General features: G+C 69.0%; 21 protein-coding genes. 12 read left to right on the top strand and 9 right to left on the bottom strand.

Features of this window, described 5'->3' with window-relative positions:
- Positions 1-80 precede the first annotated feature (80 nt).
- The 4 genes from P2T65_RS15895 to P2T65_RS15880 all read right to left on the bottom strand — a co-directional run bounded on the left by P2T65_RS15895 (position 81) and on the right by P2T65_RS15880 (position 4,684).
- Positions 81-998, bottom strand: a complete 918-nt coding sequence (locus P2T65_RS15895) for an ABC transporter permease (RefSeq protein WP_055458362.1) — start codon at positions 996-998, stop codon at positions 81-83.
- Complete coding sequence (locus tag P2T65_RS15890; RefSeq protein WP_055458363.1) at positions 995-2,089, bottom strand: ABC transporter permease; 1,095 nt, start codon at positions 2,087-2,089, stop codon at positions 995-997. The genes P2T65_RS15895 and P2T65_RS15890 overlap by 4 nt, the downstream gene beginning before the upstream one ends.
- Positions 2,079-3,587 carry an ABC transporter ATP-binding protein gene (locus P2T65_RS15885; protein WP_276200169.1) on the bottom strand — a complete coding sequence of 503 codons (1,509 nt, stop codon included), beginning with the start codon at positions 3,585-3,587 and terminating at the stop codon, positions 2,079-2,081. The genes P2T65_RS15890 and P2T65_RS15885 overlap by 11 nt, the downstream gene beginning before the upstream one ends.
- A gap of 125 nt (positions 3,588-3,712) precedes the next feature.
- Positions 3,713-4,684: a quinone oxidoreductase gene (locus tag P2T65_RS15880; protein ID WP_055458502.1), complete on the bottom strand. Its 972-nt coding sequence runs from the start codon at positions 4,682-4,684 to the stop codon at positions 3,713-3,715.
- 116 nt (positions 4,685-4,800) lie between these two features.
- Here P2T65_RS15880 and P2T65_RS15875 point away from each other — a divergent pair, with 116 nt between their 5' ends.
- Positions 4,801-6,531 carry a SulP family inorganic anion transporter gene (locus P2T65_RS15875; RefSeq protein ID WP_276200164.1) on the top strand — a complete coding sequence of 577 codons (1,731 nt, stop codon included), beginning with the start codon at positions 4,801-4,803 and terminating at the stop codon, positions 6,529-6,531.
- On the opposite strand, the gene P2T65_RS15870 is transcribed toward P2T65_RS15875, so the two are convergent.
- Positions 6,532-7,272: a TerC family protein gene (locus P2T65_RS15870; RefSeq protein ID WP_276200163.1), complete on the bottom strand. Its 741-nt coding sequence runs from the start codon at positions 7,270-7,272 to the stop codon at positions 6,532-6,534.
- A 172-nt stretch (positions 7,273-7,444) separates the two neighbouring features.
- Here P2T65_RS15870 and P2T65_RS15865 point away from each other — a divergent pair, with 172 nt between their 5' ends.
- Complete coding sequence (locus tag P2T65_RS15865) at positions 7,445-8,680, top strand: UbiH/UbiF family hydroxylase (protein WP_276200162.1); 1,236 nt, start codon at positions 7,445-7,447, stop codon at positions 8,678-8,680.
- On the opposite strand, the gene P2T65_RS15860 is transcribed toward P2T65_RS15865, so the two are convergent.
- Positions 8,672-9,781, bottom strand: a complete 1,110-nt coding sequence (locus tag P2T65_RS15860) for a CoA transferase (RefSeq protein ID WP_276200161.1) — start codon at positions 9,779-9,781, stop codon at positions 8,672-8,674. The genes P2T65_RS15865 and P2T65_RS15860 overlap by 9 nt on opposite strands.
- Positions 9,782-9,791: 10 nt before the next feature.
- Positions 9,792-10,766, bottom strand: a complete 975-nt coding sequence (locus tag P2T65_RS15855) for an AEC family transporter (RefSeq protein ID WP_063186250.1) — start codon at positions 10,764-10,766, stop codon at positions 9,792-9,794.
- Between the two features lie 248 nt (positions 10,767-11,014).
- Between P2T65_RS15855 and P2T65_RS15850 the strand changes: the two genes are divergently transcribed.
- Entirely contained in the window at positions 11,015-12,058 is a 1,044-nt protein-coding gene (locus P2T65_RS15850; RefSeq protein WP_276200160.1) for a CoA ester lyase, read from the top strand.
- 95 nt (positions 12,059-12,153) lie between these two features.
- Positions 12,154-12,483 (top strand): heat shock protein HspQ, encoded by a 330-nt coding sequence (gene hspQ / locus P2T65_RS15845; RefSeq protein ID WP_055458369.1) that lies wholly within the window; start codon positions 12,154-12,156, stop codon positions 12,481-12,483.
- Positions 12,484-12,577: 94 nt separating this feature from the next.
- Here the strand turns inward: hspQ and P2T65_RS15840 are convergent, their stop codons facing one another.
- Complete coding sequence (locus P2T65_RS15840; protein WP_055458370.1) at positions 12,578-13,312, bottom strand: invasion associated locus B family protein; 735 nt, start codon at positions 13,310-13,312, stop codon at positions 12,578-12,580.
- A gap of 135 nt (positions 13,313-13,447) precedes the next feature.
- On the opposite strand from P2T65_RS15840, the gene P2T65_RS15835 reads away from it, so the two are divergent.
- From P2T65_RS15835 to P2T65_RS15800, 8 genes are all read left to right on the top strand, one after another.
- The gene (locus P2T65_RS15835; RefSeq protein ID WP_141659657.1) at positions 13,448-13,642 is read left to right on the top strand and encodes a hypothetical protein; all 195 of its coding nucleotides are present in this window, start codon (positions 13,448-13,450) and stop codon (positions 13,640-13,642) included.
- A gap of 13 nt (positions 13,643-13,655) precedes the next feature.
- Positions 13,656-14,918 carry an AMP-binding protein gene (locus P2T65_RS15830; RefSeq protein WP_276200159.1) on the top strand — a complete coding sequence of 421 codons (1,263 nt, stop codon included), beginning with the start codon at positions 13,656-13,658 and terminating at the stop codon, positions 14,916-14,918.
- A gap of 26 nt (positions 14,919-14,944) precedes the next feature.
- Positions 14,945-15,592 carry a DsbA family oxidoreductase gene (locus P2T65_RS15825; RefSeq protein ID WP_276200158.1) on the top strand — a complete coding sequence of 216 codons (648 nt, stop codon included), beginning with the start codon at positions 14,945-14,947 and terminating at the stop codon, positions 15,590-15,592.
- A gap of 6 nt (positions 15,593-15,598) precedes the next feature.
- Positions 15,599-17,089: an FGGY-family carbohydrate kinase gene (locus P2T65_RS15820; protein ID WP_276200157.1), complete on the top strand. Its 1,491-nt coding sequence runs from the start codon at positions 15,599-15,601 to the stop codon at positions 17,087-17,089.
- 198 nt (positions 17,090-17,287) lie between these two features.
- Positions 17,288-18,229: an ABC transporter permease gene (locus P2T65_RS15815; protein WP_276200156.1), complete on the top strand. Its 942-nt coding sequence runs from the start codon at positions 17,288-17,290 to the stop codon at positions 18,227-18,229.
- Between the two features lie 56 nt (positions 18,230-18,285).
- Positions 18,286-19,230: a substrate-binding domain-containing protein gene (locus P2T65_RS15810; RefSeq protein WP_063186237.1), complete on the top strand. Its 945-nt coding sequence runs from the start codon at positions 18,286-18,288 to the stop codon at positions 19,228-19,230.
- Between the two features lie 61 nt (positions 19,231-19,291).
- Positions 19,292-20,038, top strand: coding sequence for an ATP-binding cassette domain-containing protein (locus tag P2T65_RS15805; protein WP_071923739.1), 747 nt, complete (start codon positions 19,292-19,294; stop codon positions 20,036-20,038).
- Positions 20,039-20,174: 136 nt separating this feature from the next.
- Positions 20,175-20,834 carry a GntR family transcriptional regulator gene (locus P2T65_RS15800; RefSeq protein WP_063186233.1) on the top strand — a complete coding sequence of 220 codons (660 nt, stop codon included), beginning with the start codon at positions 20,175-20,177 and terminating at the stop codon, positions 20,832-20,834.
- 31 nt (positions 20,835-20,865) lie between these two features.
- Here the strand turns inward: P2T65_RS15800 and P2T65_RS15795 are convergent, their stop codons facing one another.
- Positions 20,866-22,026 carry an aminotransferase class I/II-fold pyridoxal phosphate-dependent enzyme gene (locus tag P2T65_RS15795; protein WP_063186231.1) on the bottom strand — a complete coding sequence of 387 codons (1,161 nt, stop codon included), beginning with the start codon at positions 22,024-22,026 and terminating at the stop codon, positions 20,866-20,868.
- Positions 22,027-22,144 lie beyond the last annotated feature (118 nt).

Below are 22,144 nucleotides of genomic sequence, written 5' to 3'. Positions count from 1 at the left end.
GGCTGGTCTTGTCCGCCCGCAGGACGCCGCCCCCTGCGACGTCCCCTCTCCGGCACGGCGGGACGGACGAACTTAGCAAGCTACCGGTCCGGCACGAAAGGTGCGCCGAGCGAACCCGGGGCACCGGTGTCGCGCCGCCGACCGAGCGAGAGGACGACGAGCGCGACGATCGTCGCAAGATAAGGCAAGGCTGACAGCGCCTGGGACGGGATGCCGATCGCCGCCGCCTGCGCATGGAGCTGCAGCACCGTCGCCGCCCCGAAGAGATAGGCGCCGAAGAAGGTCCAGCCGGGCCGCCAAGCCGCAAAGACGACGAGCGCGACCGCGATCCAGCCGCGCCCGGAGGTCATGCCCGGCGACCAGAAGCGCGTATAGACGAGCGAGAGATAGGCCCCCGCGAGGCCCGCGCAGGCGCCGCCGAAGAGGATGGCGACGAAGCGCACGCGCAGCACCGGCAGGCCGAGAGAATGGGCCGAGGTCTGGTTCTCGCCCACCGCCCGCAGCAACAGGCCCTTGCGGGTGTGGAACAGGAACCAGCCGACGCCGAGACAAAGCAGGAGCGAGGCGTAGACGAAGGCATCCTGGCCGAAGAACAGACGCCCAACGAGAGGCAGGTCCGAGAGCCCCGGGATGTGGAGATGCGTGATGGGATCGCGCCGGGCGCCGATGAAGGGCGCACCGATGAGCCCGGACAGGCCGAGGCCAAAGATGGTCAGCGCCAGGCCCGAGGCGACCTGATTGGCGGCGAGGCCGAGCACGGCGAAGGCGAAGAGCGCCGCCGTCAGCCCCCCGGCAAGAATGCCACAGAGGACGCCAAGAAGGGTCGAATCGAACAGGATGGCGCCAGCAAAGCCGCAGGCGGCGCCCATCGCCATCATACCCTCGACACCCAGGTTGAGAACGCCGGCCCGCTCGGTGACCAGCTCCCCGAGGGCGGCGATGAGGAGCGGCGTCGATGCCGTGACGATGGTGAGCAGAATGGCTTCGACAATGCTCATGCCGCTCTCCCTGCCGCCTGTGCCGGCGTGCCGCGCACGAGCCGCACACGATAGGTGACGAGCGCGTCAGCCCCCAGGACACAGAACAGCAGGATGCCCTGGAAGGTGCGCGTCAGGTCGAATGGCAGGCGCAGCGTGATCTGCGCCGCCTCGCCGCCGATGAAGGTCAGCGCCATGACGAGGCCGGCGAGCAGGATGCCGAAGGGATTGAGGCGCCCGAGGAAGGCGACGATGATCGCCGTGAAGCCGTAGCCCGGCGAGATCGAGGGCTTCAGCTGACCGATCTGGCCCGCGACCTCGACGATGCCGGCGAGCCCGGCGAGGCCGCCGGAAATGGCGAAGACGATGAAGGTCGTGCGCGGCTCGCTGAAGCCGGAAAAGCGTGCGGCGCGAGGCGCTTCGCCCGTGACCCTGAGGCGATAGCCGAAGATGGTGTGCCCCATCACGACAAAGGCGACGATGACGGCGACGAGCGCCATGAGGATGCCGACATGCAGACGCCCGCCGTCCGTGAGGAAGGGCAGCGTCGCCGCCTCGTCGAAGGTGACGGATTGGGGGAAGTTGAAGCCCTTGGGATCGCGCCAGGGCCCGCGCACCAGATAATCGAGGATCAACTCGGCCACGTAGACGAGCATCAGGCTGGTCAGAATCTCGCTGACGCCGAAGCGGGCGCGCAGGAAGGCGGGCACGCCCGCCCAGGCCATGCCGCCGAGCGTGCCGAGCAGCAGCATGGCCGGCAGCACCCAGGCGCCCGCGGCTGTTCCGTGCGTGGCGAGCGCGACGGTGCTGCCGCAAATGGCGCCGACCACGAACTGTCCCTCGGCGCCGATGTTCCACAGGTTGGCCCGGAAGCAGAAGGACAGGCCGATGGCGATGAGCACGAGCGGTGTCGCCTTCACGACCATCTCCTGCAGCGCCCATGGGTCGGACAAGGGCTGCAGCACATAAACGTCGAGCGCGGCGAGCGGCGAGCGGCCCATGGCCGCAATGACGATACCGCCGAGGAGAAAGGCGGCAGCCAGCGCAAGCACGGGCGCAAGGAGCCGCGCGATGGCCGAGGGCGCCGTGCGTTGTTGCAGCTCAATGCGCATGGACGGTCCCCTTCGGTGCCGCAGCGCCCGCCATCAGCAGGCCGACCGTCTCGCGGGTGAGGTCGCCCGTCGCCTCCGGCGCGCTCAGTTCACCGGCGTGGATGACGGCGATGCGGTCGGCGATCTCGAACAATTCGTCGAGGTCCTGGCTGATGACGAGGACGGCGCTGCCGCTGCGGGCAAGATCGACCAACGCTTGGCGGATGAGCGCGGCGGCGCCAGCATCCACGCCCCACGTGGGCTGATTGACGACGAGCACGCCCGGCTCGCGCAAGATCTCGCGGCCGACGACGAATTTTTGCAGATTGCCGCCGGAAAGGGTACGAGCGCGCGGGTCCGCACCCTCCTTGCGCACGTCGAAGGTCTCGATGATGCGCGTCGCCAGTGCCCGCGTCGCGTCGGCGAGCACGAAGCCGCGCGAGACGAGGCCGCCGGTGCCGTGGCGTGAAAGCAAGGTGTTCTCCGCGAGGCGGTGGTCCGGCACCGCACCGTGGCCGAGCCGCTCCTCCGGCACGAAGGCGGCGCCCAGCCGCCGCCGCTCGGTTACGCCGAGATGCCCGACGGGCTTACCATCGATGGTGACAACGTCCGGTGCAGCGGCGAGACGTTCGCCGGAGAGTGCGGCGAAAAGCTCCCCCTGGCCGTTGCCGGCAACCCCAGCGATGCCGAGGACCTCGCCCGCCCGCACGACGAGATCGATGTCCCGCAGCGCCTGGCCATGCGCCTTCTCAGGCGCGAGCGAGAGGCCGCGCACGACGAGCCGCGGGGCGCCGTCGGCGGCGGCACGGCCGGCGACCACGTCGTGCAGCGCCGCGCCCACCATCAGGCCCGCAATCTCACGGGCGCTGACGGCGCGCGGGTCGATGGTAGCGACGACGCGGCCGGCACGCAGGATCGTGGCCGAAGAGCACAGCCGTCGCACCTCCTCGAGGCGATGCGAGATATAAAGGATAGCGCAGCCGCTCGCGGCCAGGCGTTCGAGCGTCACGAAAAGCCGGTCTGCCTCCTGCGGCGTCAACACGGAGGTCGGCTCGTCGAGCACGATCAGCCGCGGGTCCTGCAGCAGGCAGCGGATGATCTCGATACGCTGGCGCTCGCCTGCCGAGAGCGTCCACACCGGCCGGTCGAGGTCGACGGACAGGCCGTACTGGCCCGACACGTTCCGCGCCTTCGCGGCAACCTCGGCGAGCGACAGGTCGGGCGGCATGGCGGCGGCGATGTTCTCCGCCACCGTCAGGTTCTCGAACAGCGAGAAATGCTGGAAGACCATGCCGATGCCGAGCGCGCGAGCCTCCTGCGGCCCGGCAAGGCGCACCGGCTCGCCCCGCCAGCGGATCTCGCCCTGCGTCGGCTCAAGCAGTCCGTAGAGGATCTTGACGAGCGTCGACTTGCCCGCACCGTTCTCGCCGAGCAGGGCATGAATCTCGCCCGCCCGGATGGCGAGATCGATATGATCGTTGGCGACGAGCGAGCCGAAGATCTTGGTGATGCCGTGCATGGCGATGAGCGGCGGCCCCGTCTCATCCGCGCCCGCGCCCGCTGCTGCGTCCAACTCCGTCACGCCGCCCCGCCCCGTGTCTCGCCCCGCCCGCCGAGGCAGGATCCGTGCCAATGAAAGGTTGCTCAGGGCAGCAGCACCGTCGACCCGGTCGTCTGCCGCGCCTCGAGGCGGCGGTGCGCCTCGGCTGCCTCGGCGAGCGGCATGCGGGCGTGGATCGGGATCTTGACGACACCGCTCTCGACCACATGGAAGAGATCGTTGCTCATCTCGACCACGTCCTCGTGCGTGGCCAGATGCGTGAACAGCGTCGGCCGGGTTGCGAAGAGCGAGCCCTTCTGCGCCAGGAGCAGAATGTCGAAGGCCTCGACGGGTCCCGAGGCGGAGCCGAAGCTGACAAAATAGCCGAAGCGGCGAAGACAGTCGAGCGAACCCGGGAAGGTGGCCTTGCCGACGCCGTCATAGACGACGTGGCACCCCTCGCCGCCCGTGATCTCCTTCACGCGGGCGACGAAGTCTTCCCTGCGGTAGTCGATGACGTGGTCGCAGCCGTTGTGCCGTGCGAGCTCGGCCTTGTCCGGCGAGCCGACGGTGCCGATGACGGTGGCGCCAAGATGCTTCGCCCATTGGGTCAGGATGAGGCCGACGCCGCCCGCGGCTGCGTGGACGAGGATGGTGTGGCCAGCCTCGACGCGGAAGGTGCGGCGCAGCAGATATTGCGCCGTCAGGCCCTTCAGCATCATGGCCGCGCCCGTCTCGAAGTCGATGGCGCCGGGCAGGTGTACCAGGAATTGGGCCGGCACGATCCGCTCTTCGGCATAGGAGCCGAGCGTAGCAGCGTAGGCCACCCGGTCGCCGGGAGCGAAATCGCCGACGCCCTCGCCCACCGCCACAACCTCGCCGGCTCCTTCGTTGCCGGGCGTGAACGGCAGGCCCGGCGGCTTGTAGGCGCCGGTGCGGAAATAGACATCGATAAAATTGAGGCCGACTGCCATGTTGCGGACGCGGACCTCGCCGGGACCCGGCTGGCCGATGTCGACATCCTCATAGACCAGCACCTCTGGCCCGCCGTGGCGGTGAATGCGGATTGCTTTCACGGCTTCCATCCCTCGTGTTGCATTGCATGTTAGATATGCAATGCCGTCGTAGGCAATGCGGCTCCGGGCTTATATACTACAAATACATTTTGTAATTTGCGTCAGGATCAAACCCCATGCTTCAGCAGGCAAAGACGTCACCGAGACCTTCGCCGAAGCCGTCTCCCAGCCTGCGGGACCTGTTCACGCCCAAGCTCGTCACCGTCCTGCGCGAGGGCTATGGCCTGCCGCAGCTGCGCGCCGACGCGCTGGCGGGCCTGACCGTCGCCATCGTCGCCCTACCCCTGTCGATGGCGATTGCCATCGCCTGCGGGGTGAGCCCGGACAAGGGCCTCGCCACCGCCATCATCGGCGGCTTTCTCATCTCCGCCTTCGGTGGCAGCCGCTTTCAGATCGGCGGCCCGGCCGGCGCCTTCATCGTGCTCGTGGCCGCCACCATCGAGCGCCACGGCTATGACGGCTTCCTGCTCGCCACGATGATCGCCGGCTTCGTACTCGTCCTCATCGGCTTTCTTCGGCTCGGGACCTACATCAAGTACATCCCGCATCCGGTGACGGTCGGTTTCAGCGCCGGCATCGCCGTCATCATCCTGGCGAGCCAGTTCAAGGAGCTCCTCGGCCTGACGCTGGCCGGGCCCGAGCCTGCGGCCCTCCTGCCGAAGGTCGAGGCGCTGTGGCAGGTGCGCGAGACGGCGAACGGGGCGACCATCGCCCTCGCCGTCGCCTCGATCGGCCTCATCATCCTCGTGCGCCGCATCGATGCGCGGCTGCCGGCCTTCCTCATCGTGGTGCTTGCGGCCACCCTCGCCTCCTGGGCCTTCGGCCTGCCGGTCGAGACCATCGGCTCGCGCTTCGGCGAGGTGCCGCGCGGCCTGCCGGCACCGAGCATGCCGGCCCTGTCGCTCGACAAGGTGCTCACCGTCCTGCCGGATGCGCTGGCGCTCGCGCTGCTCGGCGGCATCGAATCGCTCCTGTCGGCGGTGGTCGCCGACGGCATGACGGGGCGGCGCCACCGCTCGAACTGCGAGCTCGTCGCGCAGGGGCTCGCCAATATCGCGTCTCCGCTTTTCGGCGGCCTGACTGCGACGGGCACCATCGCCCGCACGGCAACGAACGTCCGCGCCGGCGCCATCGGGCCCGTTTCCGGCATGCTACACGCGCTCTTCCTGCTCGTCTTCATGCTGGTGGCGGCGCCACTCGCGGCCTATGTGCCGCTGGCCGCGCTCGGGGCTGTGCTCGCCGTGGTCGCCTGGAACATGGCCGAGCGGCACGCCTTCGCGTCGATCCTCACGCGCTCGCGCGGCGAGGCCGTGGTGCTGCTCGCCACCTTCCTCCTCACCGTCTTCCGCGATCTGACAGAAGGCATCGCCGTCGGCGTCGTGCTCGGCAGCTTCCTCTTCATGCACCGCATGGGCGAGCTCGTCGCCGTGGAGCGGCACGCCTCGCTCGGCATGGACGACGAGGCGGATGCGCCGGCCGGCGCGCGGGAAGCTTACGACAGTGGCCGCGTCGCCGATCCGGACGTCATCGTCTACAGCATCGCCGGCCCGCTCTTCTTCGCCGCCGCCGGCAACGTCGGCGCCATCCTGGAGCGCATCGGCAGCCGTCCCAAGACGCTGGTGCTCGATCTGTCGCAGGTGCCTTTCGCCGATTCGACAGCGGCCCGCGCGCTCCTGTCGATCGCCCGGGAGACAACGCGGCGCGGGGCCCGGCTCTACATCGCGGGCGCAAGCCCCTCTGTCAGGCGGGTTCTGGCGCACGAGGGGCTGAAGGTGCCGCTCGTGCGCTATGCCGCCACCGTCGCGGCGGCCCGCGACGCGGCAGGCCGGGCGCTCGCCACGCTCTGATCAGGCCTCTCCGCTCCCCCCGGCATGCCTGCGCCGCTTGCGACCAGCCATGACGTTGATCGCCTCGACGGCTGCCGCGAAGGCCATGGCCGAATAGATGTAGCCGCGAGGGATATGGATCTCGCCGCCTTCAGCCACCAGCGACACGCCGATGAGGATGAGGAAGGCCAGTGCCAGCATCTTCGTGGTGGGGTGGTGGGCGATGAAGCGGCTGACGGGCCCGGAGGCCGCATACATTACCGCCATGGCGATGACGACGGCGATGATCATGATCGATACGTCTTGGGCCATGCCGATGGCCGTGACGATGGAATCGACCGAGAAGACGAGATCGATGACCGTGATCTGCGCGACGGCCGCCGTGAAGGCGCCCGGTGCCGCACCGCGCCGCTCGCTCTCGCCCGGCCCCTCCATCTCGGCGTGAATTTCGTGTGTCGCCTTGGCGATCAGGAACGCCCCGCCGACGATGAGGATGATGTCGCGCCAAGAGAAGCCATTGCCGAAAATGGTGAAGACCGGCTCCGTCAGGCGCATGATGGCCGTGAGCGCAAAAAGCAGCAAAACACGAAAGACGAGCGCGAGCAGGAGGCCGATGCGGCGGGCCCGCTCCGCCTGGTCGCGCGGCAGCTTCGATACCAGCACGGAGATGAACACGACATTATCGATGCCGAGCACGATCTCCATGGCCGAGAGCGTGACGAGCGCGGCCCAGCCGGCGGGATTGGCCACCCATTCGAACATGCAGGAAAGCTCCGTCTCGAATCGCTCGGTCCGGCAGGAAAGCATGGCCCGGAAGCCGCGACAATCCGGCCATTGTGGCGTGCGGTAGCCGGCCTCTGGCATCCGCGCCCAGCTTGCGGTAGCTCAGAGGTCGACGTGCGGCGCAAGGCGCGGCCGAGTTGGAGGACATGCGATGGCGAAGCGAAAAGTCCCGGCGGCGGACGCCGATGTCATCGTCGTCGGGCCCGGCCCAGCCGGCCTCGCCCTCGCCATCGCACTGGCTCAGGAAGGCCTCCGCACCACGCTTGTCGGGGAGGTGCGCACGGCGCGCGACGGGCGCACGGTGGCGCTGCTCGATGCCTCCATCCGCCTGCTCGATGCCATCGGCGCCTGGCACGGCCTGCAGATGCAGGCGGCCCCCATGGCGCACATGCGCCTCATCGATGCGACGGACAACCTCTTCCGCCCGCCGCCGGTGACCTTCAACGCCGGCGAGATCGGCCTCGACGCCTTCGGCTACAACATCGAGAACGCGACATTGGTCGCGGGCCTTGCTACCCTCGCCGACAACACCCGTGGGCTCGCGCGCGTGGCCGCATCCGCCACCGCCTTCACGGACGGCGCCGACCTCGCCGAAGTGAGCCTGGACGACGGCCGCATCCTTAGGGCGCCCCTCGTCGTGGCGGCAGACGGGCGCAACTCGCGCATGCGGGCCGACGCGGGCATCGACATCCGCGAATGGTCCTATCCGCAGACGGCGCTGACAGCGATCCTCGCGCACAGCCGCGACCACCGCGACACGTCGACGGAGTTCCACACCCGCTCGGGGCCCTTCACGCTGGTGCCGCTGCCGGGGCTGCGCTCCAGCCTCGTGTGGGTGTGCAGCCCCGAGCAGGCGGAGACGCTCGCGGCGCGTGACGACGAAAGCTTCGCGCTTGCCGTCGAGCGGCAGGCGCGGTCCATGCTCGGGCGTATGCGCGTCGAGGGCGGACGCGGGCGCGTGCCGATGAGCGGCCTTTCGGTCGCGCGTTTCACCGCCGATCGCATCGCCGTCGCCGGCGAGGCGGCCCACGTCTTTCCGCCCATCGGCGCGCAGGGCCTCAACCTCGGCATGCGGGACGTCGCCAACCTGCGCGATGCCGTGGTCGATGCGCGCACGCGCGGCCTCGACATCGGCAGCCCGGAAGCCCTCGGAGCCTACGAACGCGGCCGGCGGCTCGACGTGCGCCTCAGGACGACGGGCGTCGACGCGCTGAACCGGACACTGCTCGCCCATTTCCTCCCGGCCGACCTCCTGCGCGGCGCCGGCCTCATCGCGCTCGATCTCATCGGGCCGCTGCGCCGCTTCGTCATGCGCGAGGGGCTCGCCCCGCACGCGCGCCTGCCGCGGCTGATGTCCCGCGCCGGGGCTGCCGACCCGCTATTGTGACGCGGGCTTGAGCGCCGGCACTGAGCGCGGCTCGTCGCGGGCGCGCCGCAGCTGCGGGTCGATCGGCACGGCGGCGAGCGGAATGCGGCTGCCGTCGGGCGTCGCCGCGGTCGCTCTCATGAGCCCGCGAGCCGTGAAATGCGGGTCGCGCACCGCTTCGTCGAGACTGGCCACCACCGTGCAGCAGCAGTCGAGTGGGGTGAGGCGCCGGCGCCACTCGTCCGCGTCCTGCGCAGCGATACGTTCAGTGATCGCCGCACGCGTCGCCGCCGGATCGCGCCGGTCGTCCCGGAGGGCCTCCGGCAGGTCGAGCGCACCGCAGAAGGTGTCCCAAAACTTCTGCTCCAGCGCCCCCACGGCGAGGAAGCGCCCGTCGCGGGTGGCATAGAGGCCGTAGCGCGGCGAGCCGCCGGCAAGGACATTCTCCCCCGCTCCCGGGAAACGGCCGGTGGCGTGGCCCTGGGCGAGGCCATACCAGGCGAAGGTGAACATCGCGTCGCTCATGGCGATGTCGAGGTGCATGCCCTCGCCGGTGAAATCGCGCTGGCGCAGGGCGAGCAGGATGTTGAGCACCGCCGGCAGCGAGCCGCCGCCGATATCGGCCGCCAGCATCGGCGGCACCGTCGGGCTGCGCGTCGTGCCGGGATTGAGCGACAGGAGCCCCGCCACGGCGGCATAGTTGAGGTCGTGGCCCGCCTCCTGCGCCCGCGGCCCCTCCTGCCCGAAGCCGGTGATGGAGCAATAGACGAGGCGCGGGTTGATGACCTTCAGCGCCTCGTAGCCGAGGCCGAGCTTCGCCATGACGCCCGGGCGGAACTGCTCGACGAGGATATCCGCCCGCTCGACGAGGGGGCGCAGCGCCGCCCGCTGGTCCGGGTTCTTCAGGTCGAGGGCGATGCTGCGCTTGCCGGCGTTGAGGACGGCGAAGGGCGCCGAAGTCTCGCCGAGCCGCGGCGGGAAGTGCCGCATGTCGTCGCCCTGCGGCTTTTCCACCTTGATGACCTCGGCCCCGGCCTCGGCGAGCATCAGGGTCGCCAGCGGCCCCGGCAGCAGGGTCGAGAAATCGAGGACGACGAGGCCCTCGAGCGGCAGATGCGCCATGAATTACCCCTCACGACGGAAACAGATCGTGAGGCATCCTGCCCGTCTTGATGAGCCAGAGAAAGCCCGTCAGCGTCACCATGGAGGCGACGGTGCCGACGAGGATGGCCGCCGAGGCGCGTTCCAGGCCGATGCGATACTGCGTCGACAACACGAAGATATTGAGGGCCGGCGGCAGCGCCGCCATCAGCACCGCCGCGTAGACCCAGACGGGATCGAAATCGCCGAAGGCCGATAGAACCACCCAGACCAGCAGCGGATGGATGATGAGCTTGACGAAGACATGGGCCGGCACCTCGAGCGGCAGGCGCCCCAGCGGCCGCAGCGCCACCGTCACCCCGAGGATGAAGAGCGCGCACGGCGCGGCCGCCCCGGCGAGCCAGGTCACCATCTTATCGGCAAAGTCGGGCAGCGTGAGCCTGAAATAGCTCGCCGCGACGCCGGCGGCGGTGGCGAGGTTGAACGGGTGCGTCACCACCCGCCAGACCACGGCCCGCGTCGTCTCGGCGAAGCTGCGCTTGTCGGCGCCGCCGATGGTCATCAGGAACGGCACGAGCGTGAAGAGCAGGATGTTGTCGAAGACGAAGATCAGCGCCACCGGCGCGCTGGCCCCGCTGCCGAGGGCGGCGAGTACGAGCGGCGGCCCCATGTAGCCAATGTTGGAATAGGCGCCCGCGAGCCCGCGCAGGGTCGCCTGCGAGATGTCGCCGCGCGACGTCGCCATTCCCGTCGAGAACGAGATCGCAAAGGCGCTGAAGGTGCACAGGGTCGTCGCCGCGATGAAGGGCCAGTTGGCGAGTTCCTCGATCGGCGTGTTGACGATGAGCCGGTAGAACAGCGGCGGCAGCGCGACGTAGATGAGGAAGAACTGCATCCACGCGAGCCCGCCCTCGGGAATATGCACCCGCTTGCCGCAGTAGAAGCCGAGCGCGATGAGCCCGAAGAAGGGCGCAACGAGGCTGATCAGCGCGGCAAGGTCCGTCATCGAGGGCTCCCGGCGGGCGGCGTGGCGCCCGCGGCTCAAGGCATAACGTGCGGGGCCGGCAGCACAACCGCCGCAGGCGCAGGGGGCCCATGCACGGGAAGCCCCGCGCAAGAGCACGCCCGGGCGCGTGGAGCGCCTGGTTTCGTGTCGTCCATTCGCCCTCCGGCCAATGGACGACGCGGTGCAACTGGTATCTATTGCACTGCAGCATGAGTGCCGGGAACCGGCGATCCGAGGGTGGAGACGACATGAAACTGCCGCGCAACTTCTATCGCCCGCTGGCGCTCGGCGCGCCGCAGCCCTTCCGGGAGCTGCCGACGCGGCTCGAGCGGATGATCCATTTCATCCCGCCGCACATCGAGAAGGTGCGCACCAAGGTGCCGGAGATCGTCGGCGAAGTGGACGTGCTGCTCGGCAATCTCGAGGACGCCATCCCGGCCGATGCCAAGGAGGCCGCACGCACCGGCTTCATCGAGCTGGCCGAGCGCTGCGACTTCGGGACGACGGGCCTGTGGGTGCGCATCAACGCCCTCAACAGCCCCTGGATGCTCGACGACGTCATGGCCATCGTCGCGGCCGTGGGGCAGAAGCTCGACGTCGTGATGCTGCCGAAGGTGGAAGGCCCGTGGGACATCCACTACCTCGACCAGCTGCTCGCCCAGCTCGAGGCGCGGCACGGCATCGGCCGGCCCATCCTGATCCACGCCATCCTGGAGACGGCGGAAGGCGTCAAGAACGTCGACGACATCGCCGCCGCCTCCCCGCGCCTCCACGGCATGAGCCTCGGCCCGGCGGACCTTGCCGCCTCCCGCGGCATGAAGACCACGCGCGTCGGCGGCGGCCATCCGGACTACCGGGTGCTCGCCGACCGCGGGGAAGAAGGCGCCGAGCGGGCCAGCGCCCAGCAGGACCCCTGGCACTACACCATCGCCCGCATGGTCGATGCCTGCCAGGCCAACGGGCTCAAGGCCTTCTACGGCCCCTTCGGCGACTTTTCAGACGAGGCGGCCTGCGAGAGCCAGTTCCGCAACGCCTTCCTGCTCGGCTGCGCGGGGGCATGGTCGCTGCACCCGTCGCAGATCGCCATCGCCAAGCGGGTGTTCAGCCCCGATGCGAAAGAAGTCGCCTTCGCGCAGCGCATCCTCGAGGCGATGCCGGACGGCACCGGCGCCGTGATGATCGACGGCAAGATGCAGGACGACGCCACCTGGAAGCAGGCCAAGGTGATCGTCGATCTCGCGCGTGCGGTCGCCGACAAGGACCCGGACCGGCGTGCGCTCTACAATTTGTGAAAAACCGCAATGCTGCCGAAAGTTAGCTATTGTTGCACCGCGTTGACGGCGCCTGCCCCCCTCTATATGTCCTAGCAGACGGGACAGAAAGCACCATGAAGACGCGTTCAGCAAAGTTCGGCATCGGCCAGGTCGTGCGGCACCGGATCTATCCCTTCCGAGGCGTGGTCTTCGATGTCGACCCGACCTTCGACAATACCGAGGAATGGTGGCTCGCCATTCCCGAGGGGCAGCGTCCGGCCAAGGACCAGCCCTTCTATCACCTGTTCGCCGAGAACGACGAGACGGAATACATCGCCTACGTTTCGGAGCAGAACCTGGAGCCCGACCACTCGCAGGAGCCGATACGCCATCCGCAGGTCGATGAGATCTTCGAGCGCACGGCCGAAGGCAATTACCGGGTGCGGCACGGTTTCGACAATTAGGCCGACGCGTTTCCGCCCTCAAAGTCCAGACATAGGCCAAATGAAAAGGCGCCGGGAGACCGGCGCCTTTGTCTTGTGCGATCCGAGCGAGGCCTTACTGAGCCGGCTTCTGCCCGTTGGCCGGGGCGGCGCCGCTGGCGCCGGCCGCACCCTGCTGCTGCTCGAGACGCTTGCGCAGTTCCTCGGAGCGCTTCTGGAGCTCTTCCTGCAGCTTGCGCTGCTGCTCTTCGAGCACCTTCGGGTCGATCGGCGCGCCGTCATAGGCCTTGGTGAAGCCCGCGAGCGGAATGGCGAAGGTCACCTCGTTCGCCATCTGATTCTGCACGCTGACGTTGAGCGTGTTGCCCTTCTTCATCTGGCCGATGAAGTCGTCCTTCACCTGCGCTTCGGCGAAGCAGCCGTTGGGGAAGCAGATGGCGTACTGGCCGGGGGTCGCCTGGTTCTGGTCGACAGTAAAGCGCACACCCGGGCGCAAAAGCAGGCCGAGCGGCATCAGGAAGCGCACGATGCGCGTCGGGTCGCCCTTGACCTCATAAACCGCCACGGCCAGGACCGGCTGGCCCTGGTCGGACACGAAGTCGCGTGTCGTGTAGCAGACTTCCTTGTTGGCTGCTTGGTCCCGGCCGCAGACCTTCGTCCAGTCGGTCTGGGACGGCTCTGGCTTGACCTGCACGATCGTCGGCCCCTGCTGCTGTTGCTGGGGCTGCTGCGGCGCCGGCTGTTGCTGTGCATGGGCAAGACCCGGCAGAAGGCCAGTCGCTGCGGCTGCGACGACCGCAACCATCGCGAGCGGCGTGCGCTTCGCCGCGGTGTTCGTCATGAGGCCCATTAGAATTCCTCTTTCACGGTTCGACGGGCGCGGCGCCCGTTGGACTGGCTCGGTGGCGGAACGATCTCCGCTGCGGCCGGCGAAACGACCATCACGCGAGGAGACGCTGCATTCCGCGCCGAATGAGGCGATTGAATGACACGACTCGCGCACTCCTTTATCGTGTTCCGCCGCCGGGCGCCAGCAGGCTGGAAGGCGCTCTACGGACCTGAACGCGAGACAGGACACCGGCCGGTGACCTTTCGTTGGCAACAACCGGCCAAGATGCGCATGATGGAGCGCGCGATTCGTAGAAGGGAAACAAGGCTGGGTGACGGCAACACGCAGTGAAGCGCAGGAGCGAGTGGCTGCCCTCGATGACGAGATCTGGGCGCGCCTCAGCCTGACCCGTCTCCTCACCGGCTCGGCCCGCCGCTCGCCGGAGCGGCCGGCGTTCGCCTCCCTGCCCTCGGCGGAGCCGGTCGCGAGCCTGCTCGGCGCGGAGATGCGCCTCGCGCAAGCTGACACGATGTCGGCACGGCTCGCCACCGTTCTCGGCAACGTGCGGCTCGATCCAAAGGCCGCCGTCGGCATTCTGATGCCGTCCGGGCCGGAGGCATGTATCGCCATTCTCGCCACGATGCGCGCGGGTTTCTGCCCCACGCTGCTGCCGCTCGGCTGGGATGCGCCGCCCCTCGCCCAGGCCTGCGAGGCCGCCGGCGTCCAGGCGCTGCTCACCATCGGCAGGCTCGCCGGCATGCGGCCGGCTGACATGGCGCGGCACATTGCGGCGCGCTATTTCGGCCTGCGCTTCATCGCAGCCTTCGGCGACAAGGTGCCGGATGGCGTCGTCGCCCTCGACACGGTGCTGGCGGAGACGGAGGACCCGGTGCCTGCCCCGGCTGCGGCTTCACCCGGCGTCATCACCTTCAACCGTCCCGATCGGCCAACGCCCCTGTTGCGTAGCGAGGCCTCGCTGATCGCGAGCGCCTTGCCTTTCGTCCTCGCGGCGAAGCTGGGTGCGGGCCAGCAGATCATCTCACTGCTGGCGCCGGACGATCTCGCCGGCCTCAGCTGCGGCCTCGCCGCTGCGCTCATCAGCGGCGCGCCGCTGATCATGCAGGCGCTGTTCGACAGCCGCCCGCTCGCGGACCGGCTGGTCGCCGATCCGCAGGCGCTCCTCGTCGCGCCTGCTTGGCTCGAGCAGCCCTTGGCCGCAAGCGGCCTCTTGCGCGACCGGCGCCGGCGGGTCGCCTTCGTCCATCAGGTGCCGTTCCGTGCCGAGCCGTCCGATGCCGCCGGCGAAGCCCACATCGTCGATGTCCTCGACATCGGCGAGTTCGCACTTCTGTGCGCCGTGCGCGGCGGCAATGGCCAGCCGACCCTCATGCTCGGCCCGCAGCCGGGCCCCATGATGAACGGCCAGCCGCTGCTCGATACCCGACGCGGCATCGGCGGCCACCTCGAGGTGCGCGGCGGCGCGACCGAAATTGCGCCCGTCGGGCGGTTCGAGTGGCCGGGCGGTGCGCCCCTCGCCGACGGCTGGCGGCGCCTGCCCTACCGGGTCGACAGCCTCGACGCGCGCATTCTCGCCATCTCCGAAGCAGCGGAGCCGCCGGCCGCCTGAGCGGCCATCGCCGGAAAGGACAAGCCATGGCCGCGCCCTCCGCCAGCCTCGTCATCGACGTCGTCTCCGACGTGGTCTGCCCATGGTGCTTTATCGGCAAGCGGCGGCTCGCGGCGGCGCTGGCGCAGCGCCCGGATATCGCCGTGACCGTCAACTGGCGCCCGTTCCAGCTCGACCCGACAATCCCCTCAGGCGGCATCGACCGGAAGGATTATCTCAGGCGGAAGTTCGGCGACGACGAACGCATCGCCGCCCTGCATGACAACGTTCGCGCCGCCGCCGCGGACACGGACATCACCTTCCGTTTCGAGGCGATCGCGCGTTCGCCCAACACGCTCGACGCGCACCGACTGATCCGCTGGGCCCAGCCGCTCGGCCACCAGGACGCGGTCGTCGAACGCCTGTTCTCGGACTATTTCCTCGCCGGCCGCGACATCGGCGACCACGCCGTCCTCACGGAGGCCGCGGCGAGCGGCGGCCTCGATCCGGCGGAATTCACCGCAAGGCTCGCGACGGAGGAGGACAAGGACGCGGTGCGGGAGGAGATCGCGACCGCCGCGCGGCTCGGCATCTCCGGCGTGCCGTTCTTCATCTTCGACGGGCGCTACGGGGTCTCCGGCGCCCAGGCTCCGGAAACGCTCGTCGAGGTCATCGACAAAACCCTCGCGGGCTGAGCCGCGATGCCCCTCGTCCTCGCCTGCGACATCGGCGGCTCGCATTTCCGTCTCGCCCTCGTCGACGAAGCCGGCGCCATCCGGCAGGACGTCACCCTCGCCTCGCCGGGCGAGCACGAGGACGGCGGTGGCATTGCGCCTGAGGCCTGGTGGGACCTTTTCGCCGCGGCGGCCGAGCAGCTTGCGCGCAAGGCGCCGGAAGCCTTCGCCGGCGCGGCGGCCGTCGCCGTGTGCGGCATCACGCGCACGCAGGTCTTCCTCGATGCGGCCGGGGCGCCCGTCCACGCCGCCATCACGTGGCGGGATGCGCGCGCGGCCGAGCTCGCGGAGGAGCTGCGCGCGCGCCTCGATGCCAGCCATCCCGAGACGACGCACGTCAACGCCTTCCACCCGCTCGCCCGACTCGCCTGGCTGCAGCGTTATGCGCCGTCGGCCTACGGCCGCCTGGCGCACGTCGTCGACCCAAAGGATTTCATCAATGCCCGCCTGGCCGGCATCGTGGCGAGCGATGCCATTTCCGCCGCGCGCCTCACTGCCTGTGCCGCAAATGCGGGCACGGCGAGCCTGTTCGCGGGCGCCGGCATCAGCGATGCGGTCCTGCCGCCGCTCCTGCCGCCGGGTGCGACGGTCGGCACGATCCGCGAGGATGCCAGCGGGGCGCTCGCCCGGCTCGCGGGACGGCCTGTCGTCTGCGGCTCGCACGATACGTGGGCGGCGGTCGTCGGCCTCGGCGCCATGCGGCCGGGCTTCGCCTACAACATCTCCGGCACCACCGAGGTGCTCGGCCTGATGAGCCCGGCGGACCGGACGGCCGAGGGGCTCCTGACGATCGACTGGGGCGACGGCCTCAACCAGATCGGCGGCCCCGGCCAGAATGGTGCCGACACGGCACGCTGGCTGGCGGAGCTGCTGGCCGGCTGGCGCGGCGAGGACGCCGATGTGCCCGCGGTGTTCGAGACGCTGCTTGCCCGGCCGCGGGATCGGGCGCCGGTGCTTTTCCTGCCCTTCCTGCAGGGCGAGCGAACGCCCTACTGGAACCCGGCCATGCGCGGCGCCTTCCTCGGCCTCAACCGCCGCCACGGGGCGGGCGACCTCGCCTGGGCGCTGATCGAGGGCATCGCCTTGCTCAACCGCGAGGTCCTGGCCCGTGCGGAGGCGGCGGCCGGCATCACCTGCAGCGAGATCCGCTTCGGCGGCGGCGCAGCGGCCAACCGGCTGTGGGCGCAGGTGAAGGCGGACGTCTGCAACCGGCCCGTGGTCGTCGGCGCGGCAGGCGAGCCCGGCCTCGTCGGCGCCGCCGCCCTCGCCCAGGTCGCCGCGGGCACCTATCCCGATCTTGCCGCGGCGCAGGCGGGCATGGCCCGGCCCGCCCGTCGCCACGTGCCGCGCGGCGACCGGCGCCCGTTCTATGACGCGCTCCATGCGCAGTTCCGGCGCGCCGTGCCGATGCTGGCGCCGCTGACGGCGGACCTCGCGCATCTCGAAACGCCGACGTAACGCCGGCTGGCCACACAATTCATGCGCGCGGCGCACACAATTCGTGCCCTTTCTGCTTGCGGGGCATCCCCAGTCTGCTAACGATGCCCGCTCCGCCAGCCTCAGCGCCCGCCGAGCCGCCGTCCGCCGAATGTCTCCCGCCTTCGCGCCCCTTCCCCGCCGCCGCCTTGCCGGCATCGCCAGCGCGATCGACCGCTGATGCGCTCCTTCCTCGAAACCTACGGCACCGCTTTCGCCGGCCTCACGCTCACGCTGTTCTTCGTCGCCTTTGCGCCAAGTTTCGCGGCGCCGATCAACCTTCTCAACGTGCTCAAGGAGACGAGCTTCCTCGCGATCCTCGCCATCGGCTTCACGCTGGCGCTGATCACGTCGGAGCTCGACCTGTCGGTGGCGGAGGTGGCGAGCCTCGCCGCGGTGGTGACGGGCGCATTGATCCAGGCTGGCCAGTCACCGCTCCTCGCCGTCGCGGCCGGCCTCGCGGTCGCCTTCGGCGCCGGTCTCTTCAACGGCATCGCCGTCACGCGGCTCAAGGTGCCCTCGCTCATCGCCACGCTCGGCACCGCGGCGATCGCCAAGGGCTTCGCTTTCATGATCACCCAAGGCGTCGCCTTCGTCGGGCGCTGGCCGGCGGAGTTCACGGGCATCGCGCGCGGCAGCATGCTCGGCGTCCCCAACCTCGTGATCTGGCTCGCCTTCGTCGCCGGCGGGGCACTGTTCCTCGTCAAATGCACGCGCACGGGCGTGCACATGACGGCGACGGGCGAAGCGGACGAGGCGGCCCGGCTCGCCGGCATCGCGACCGGGCGCATGAAACGCCTCGGTCTTGCCCTCTCGGGCCTTCTCGCCGGCGTCACCGCCGTGTTGCTCACGGCGAGCCTGTCCTCGGCCGCGCCGAACATGGCGGGGGACTATTTCCTCTATGCCATCGCCGCGGTGCTCCTCGGCATGACCATGTTCGAGCCGGGCCGGGCCAACGTGCCGGGCACGCTCGTGGCCGCGCTTACGCTCAAGGTTCTGGGCAACGGGCTCGTGCTGATGGGCGCCGCCTATTACGTCCAGGATATCGTGCTCGGGCTCATCATCATCGTTTCCGTTGCATTGTCTGCCACGGCGCTGAAGAAAGCTGCGTTTAAGCTGTAGGATCTTTGCGCCAAGATCAACTGATCGCAGATCGATCGGGGCTGGGGAGAGGAACCATGAAGAAGACGTCGCTCATCGCCGCCGCAGCCGGGGCGCTGCTGGCATTGTCCGCCAATGCCGCCATGGCTTTCGAGCTCGGCATCGTCGCCTTCCAGATGTCGTCGGAGACGCATGCGCGCGTCGCCAACGCCGCGGCGGAGGCCGCCAAGGCGAAGGGCTGGAACGTCACCCTGCTCAATTCCGAAGGCGCGCTGCCGAAACATGCCGAGCAGCTCGATGCGCTGATCGCGCGGAAGGTGGACGCCATCGTCATCGCCATGGGCAAGCCCGTGGAGGCGGACGCGCAGCTCGAAGCCGCCAGCAAGGCGGGCGTGCCCGTCATCACCGTCATGGCCGGCACGAGCCCGCACACGCTGATGGACGTGCAGGTGAACGAATACAAGGTCGGTGCCGACGCGGCGCTCTACCTGCTCGGCCAGATCGGCTACCGCGGCAACATTCTCACCCAGCGGTTCGAGGGCAATGTCGGCACGCGCATCCGCGGCAAGGTGCTCGACGTCGTCCTGTCCGAGAACACGGCGGTCAAGGAAATCGGCAAGCACAGCATGGCCCGCACGCAGAGCTGGCGCGACGACGTACGCAACGGCATGCAGGCGCTGCTCCTCAAGAACCAGGGCCAGATCAACGGCATCTGGGCCTCCTTCGACGGGCAGGCCTACATCATTGACGACCTGATGCAGGCCCAGGGCCTCAAGAAGGGCGACATTGTGCTCGTCTCCATCGATGGCGGGCCCGAGACCTACCGCCGCATCGCCGATCCGGAAAGCATGCTGATGGCGACCGTTGCCATTCCTTTCGAGGGCATGGGCCGCTCCGCCGTCGAGGCGATCGACACCATCGTCGTCAAGAAGCAGCCGAAGGACACGGTGACGGCGGGCCCCTATCTCTTCACCGACGCAACGCTCGTGGACGCCACGAACGTCAAGGAATTCATCAAGTAGGTCCGCAAGATGACCCGCGCGGCCGCGACGCCGGCCGCGCCCCACCCAAACGGCGAGAACCATGGCGCCCGTCCTTTCCCTGCGCGGCATCGAGAAGTCCTACGGCGCGGTCGCCGCGCTCAAGGGCATCGACCTCGACATCGGACGGGGCGAAGTGCTCGCCATCTGCGGCGACAACGGCGCCGGCAAGTCCTCGCTGGTGCGCATCATCTCCGGCGCGCAGGAACCGTCCGCCGGCGCCATGATGCTCGACGGCAGGACGGTCAGCTTCCGCTCGCCGCAGGATGCGCTGGCGAAGGGCATCGCCACGATCTACCAGGACCTCGCCCTCGCCCCGCGCCTGTCGATCGTCCAGAACGTCTTCATGGGGGCGGAGCTGACGCGCCCGGTGCTGCCCTTCGTCCATATCCTGGACAAGCGACGCATGGAGGACCTGGCCAAGGGCTATCTCGGCCGCCTTTCGGTCGCGGTCGAGGACATGCACAGGCCGGTCGAGCGTCTGTCCGGCGGCCAGCGCCAGGCGGTCGCCATCTCGCGCGCTCTGCACTGGGACGCACAGGTCGTCATCATGGACGAGCCGACAGCCGCCCTCGGGGTAAAGGAAACGGCGCTGGTGCTCGACCTCATCCGCAAGCTCAATGCCGAAGGCCGCACCGTTGTGCTCATCAGCCACAACATGGCGGACGTGACCGCGGTCGCAACGCGCGTCGCCATCCTCAAGAGCGGCCGCAAGGTCATCGACCGGCCCGTCGCCGGGCTCGACGCCGACGGCCTCGCCCACATGGTCATGACCGGCAAGGAAAGCTGATATATCGATCCGGCGCGATCATGCATTCTTTGAGGTATTTTTGGCTGCAATCCAGCACAGACTGACGCGCCCGCGCCAATCCTGAATGCTATCTGAACAACCATTGGCAGCTTTTCGACGGCTGAATGGTGAATATATGCAGACCAACGAATCAAGTACAATTGCAGAGACCGACTCAAGCCTTTCATGCCTCGCACATCGCGCCGTTTCGGAGATGATTTATCAACATCGCCTGAAGGGTGGCGAGATCATCGTCGAGGCGCGCATCGCCGACATGCTTGGCATTTCACGCACGCCGCTCAGAGAGGCATTGCAGCGTCTCGAGGGCGAGGGACTGGTGGCCAAGGCCTCCAACCGGTCGTTCGTCGTTCGCCAGGTGGATCTCATCGAATACCTCCAGAGCCTGAAGGTGCTCGAGTTCCTGGAGCCAGAGGCCGCCACCCTGTCGATCGGGCGCGTGCATCACGGGGCACTGCGTAGCGTCCGTGCGGAAATCGAGAGTGCCAGGGCGGAGCGCAAGGTCCCCCCGGATACGGTCCTGCACATCGACGAGGCCGTGCACGGCCTTTATACGGACCATTGCGGAAACAGCGCCCTGCGGCAGACGATCCGATCGCTGCGCATCGCCACGCGCCTGTTCGGCGAGATGCGCTGGAACGGCCGGCGCGAGAAATCCTTTGGCGACCATCTCGCCATCGTCGACGCGCTCGAAGCCGAGGATGTCAAACGCGCGCGCCGCGCGGTTCAGCAGCACATCCGGACACTGCACCGGCACGGCCTGTCGCTGATGAGCTGACCGCCACGAGCGCCAACGGCGGGCGAAGCCCCTAGCGCAACCAGGCGCGCAGCCTCGCCACCGTCTGGCGGCAATCCTCCATTGAACCGGCGAAGGAGAAACGGACGAAGCGCGCGCCCCTGTCCGGGTCGAAATCGAGCCCCGGCGTCGCCGCGACGCCCGTCTCATCCAGCATCCGGCGGCAGAAGGCGAGCGAATCGTTCGTGAAGCGCGCAACGTCGCGATAGATGTAGAACGCCCCGTCGACGGGCGGCCCCTCGCCGAGGCCGATCGCCGCCAGTTCCTGGAGCAGGAAGGCGCGATTGGCCGCATAGCCGGCCTTGATCGCCTCGAGTTCCTCCACAGCGTCGAAGGCAGCCTCGGCCGCCACCTGGCTCAGATAGGGCGGCGAGATGTAGAGGTTCTGCGCTAGCGTCTCGACCGGGCGCACGAGGGCATGAGGCACCACGAGCCAGCCGATGCGCCAGCCCGTCATGCAGTAATATTTGGAGAACGAGTTGACGATCAGGGCGTCGTCTTGGACGGCAAGCGCCGTTTCGGCCGGCGCGTCGTAGGTCAGCCCGTGATAGATCTCGTCGGAGATGAACCAGATGCCGGAGCGCCTGCAGGTCTCGGCGAGCCGGGCGAGCGCCTCGCGCCCCATCATGGTGCCCGAAGGGTTGGCCGGGCTCATCACCAGCGCACCGGCGAGCGGCGCCTCCCGGTGTGCCCGCTCCACCGCCTCGGCCGTCATCACCCAGCCGCTTGCGGCATCGACGGCGATGTCGACCGGCTCGATGCCGAGCGCGGCGAAGATGTTGCGATAGGCGGGATAGCCGGGTGCCGTGATGGCAACGCGCGCGCCTGGCTCGAACAGGGCAAGAAAGGCGAGCACGAAGCCCGCCGAAGAGCCGGTCGTCGCGACGACGCGCTCGGGCGCCACATCGACGCCATAGGCGTCGCGGTAGTGCCGGGCGATGCGCTCGCGCAGGGATGGCAGCCCGAGTGCCTCCGTGTAGCCGACCTGCCCGATGTCGAGCGCCGCGCGCGCGGCCTCCCGCACGCGACGCGGCGCCGGCGCGGACGGCTGCCCGACCTCCATATGCACCACGTCCCCGCCGGCGCGTTCCTTCGTCCTGGCGGCGGCGAGTACGTCCATGGCGAGGAACGACGACACGCGACTGAGACGGGCGGGCAAGGGAGGGAGCGGCATGAACAGGTTCTCGGATCAGGTCTCCCGCGGGATTAACCGCCCGCCGGGCCGATGGCAACGCCGCGGCCGGCATCGCGGCGCTCGCTGACGGAGGCTGCCTGCGGCCGTTTGCCCCCCG

The organism is Chelatococcus sp. XZ-Ab1 (assembly GCF_029309855.1).
GTDB lineage: Bacteria > Pseudomonadota > Alphaproteobacteria > Rhizobiales > Beijerinckiaceae > Chelatococcus_A > Chelatococcus_A sambhunathii.
The sequence above is the reverse complement of the archived record's forward strand: the minus strand, read 5'-3'. Positions and strand labels throughout refer to the sequence as shown.

Bases quoted from the DNA above. Each gene is read 5' to 3' on its own strand.
- P2T65_RS15875 (WP_276200164.1), top strand. From the start codon at position 4,801: ATGCTTCAGCAGGCAAAGACGTCACCGAGACCTTCGCCGAAGCCGTCT.
- P2T65_RS15885 (WP_276200169.1), bottom strand. From the start codon at position 3,587: ATGCACGGCATCACCAAGATCTTCGGCTCGCTCGTCGCCAACGATCAT.
- P2T65_RS15865 (WP_276200162.1), top strand. From the start codon at position 7,445: ATGGCGAAGCGAAAAGTCCCGGCGGCGGACGCCGATGTCATCGTCGTC.
- P2T65_RS15870 (WP_276200163.1), bottom strand. From the start codon at position 7,272: ATGTTCGAATGGGTGGCCAATCCCGCCGGCTGGGCCGCGCTCGTCACG.
- P2T65_RS15800 (WP_063186233.1), top strand. From the start codon at position 20,175: ATGCAGACCAACGAATCAAGTACAATTGCAGAGACCGACTCAAGCCTT.
- P2T65_RS15860 (WP_276200161.1), bottom strand. From the start codon at position 9,781: ATGGCGCATCTGCCGCTCGAGGGCCTCGTCGTCCTCGATTTCTCGACC.
- P2T65_RS15795 (WP_063186231.1), bottom strand. From the start codon at position 22,026: ATGCCGCTCCCTCCCTTGCCCGCCCGTCTCAGTCGCGTGTCGTCGTTC.
- P2T65_RS15890 (WP_055458363.1), bottom strand. From the start codon at position 2,089: ATGCGCATTGAGCTGCAACAACGCACGGCGCCCTCGGCCATCGCGCGG.
- P2T65_RS15815 (WP_276200156.1), top strand. From the start codon at position 17,288: ATGCGCTCCTTCCTCGAAACCTACGGCACCGCTTTCGCCGGCCTCACG.
- P2T65_RS15855 (WP_063186250.1), bottom strand. From the start codon at position 10,766: ATGACGGACCTTGCCGCGCTGATCAGCCTCGTTGCGCCCTTCTTCGGG.
- P2T65_RS15825 (WP_276200158.1), top strand. From the start codon at position 14,945: ATGGCCGCGCCCTCCGCCAGCCTCGTCATCGACGTCGTCTCCGACGTG.
- P2T65_RS15805 (WP_071923739.1), top strand. From the start codon at position 19,292: ATGGCGCCCGTCCTTTCCCTGCGCGGCATCGAGAAGTCCTACGGCGCG.
- P2T65_RS15820 (WP_276200157.1), top strand. From the start codon at position 15,599: ATGCCCCTCGTCCTCGCCTGCGACATCGGCGGCTCGCATTTCCGTCTC.
- P2T65_RS15895 (WP_055458362.1), bottom strand. From the start codon at position 998: ATGAGCATTGTCGAAGCCATTCTGCTCACCATCGTCACGGCATCGACG.
- hspQ (WP_055458369.1), top strand. From the start codon at position 12,154: ATGAAGACGCGTTCAGCAAAGTTCGGCATCGGCCAGGTCGTGCGGCAC.
- P2T65_RS15850 (WP_276200160.1), top strand. From the start codon at position 11,015: ATGAAACTGCCGCGCAACTTCTATCGCCCGCTGGCGCTCGGCGCGCCG.
- P2T65_RS15840 (WP_055458370.1), bottom strand. From the start codon at position 13,312: ATGGGCCTCATGACGAACACCGCGGCGAAGCGCACGCCGCTCGCGATG.
- P2T65_RS15810 (WP_063186237.1), top strand. From the start codon at position 18,286: ATGAAGAAGACGTCGCTCATCGCCGCCGCAGCCGGGGCGCTGCTGGCA.
- P2T65_RS15835 (WP_141659657.1), top strand. From the start codon at position 13,448: ATGACACGACTCGCGCACTCCTTTATCGTGTTCCGCCGCCGGGCGCCA.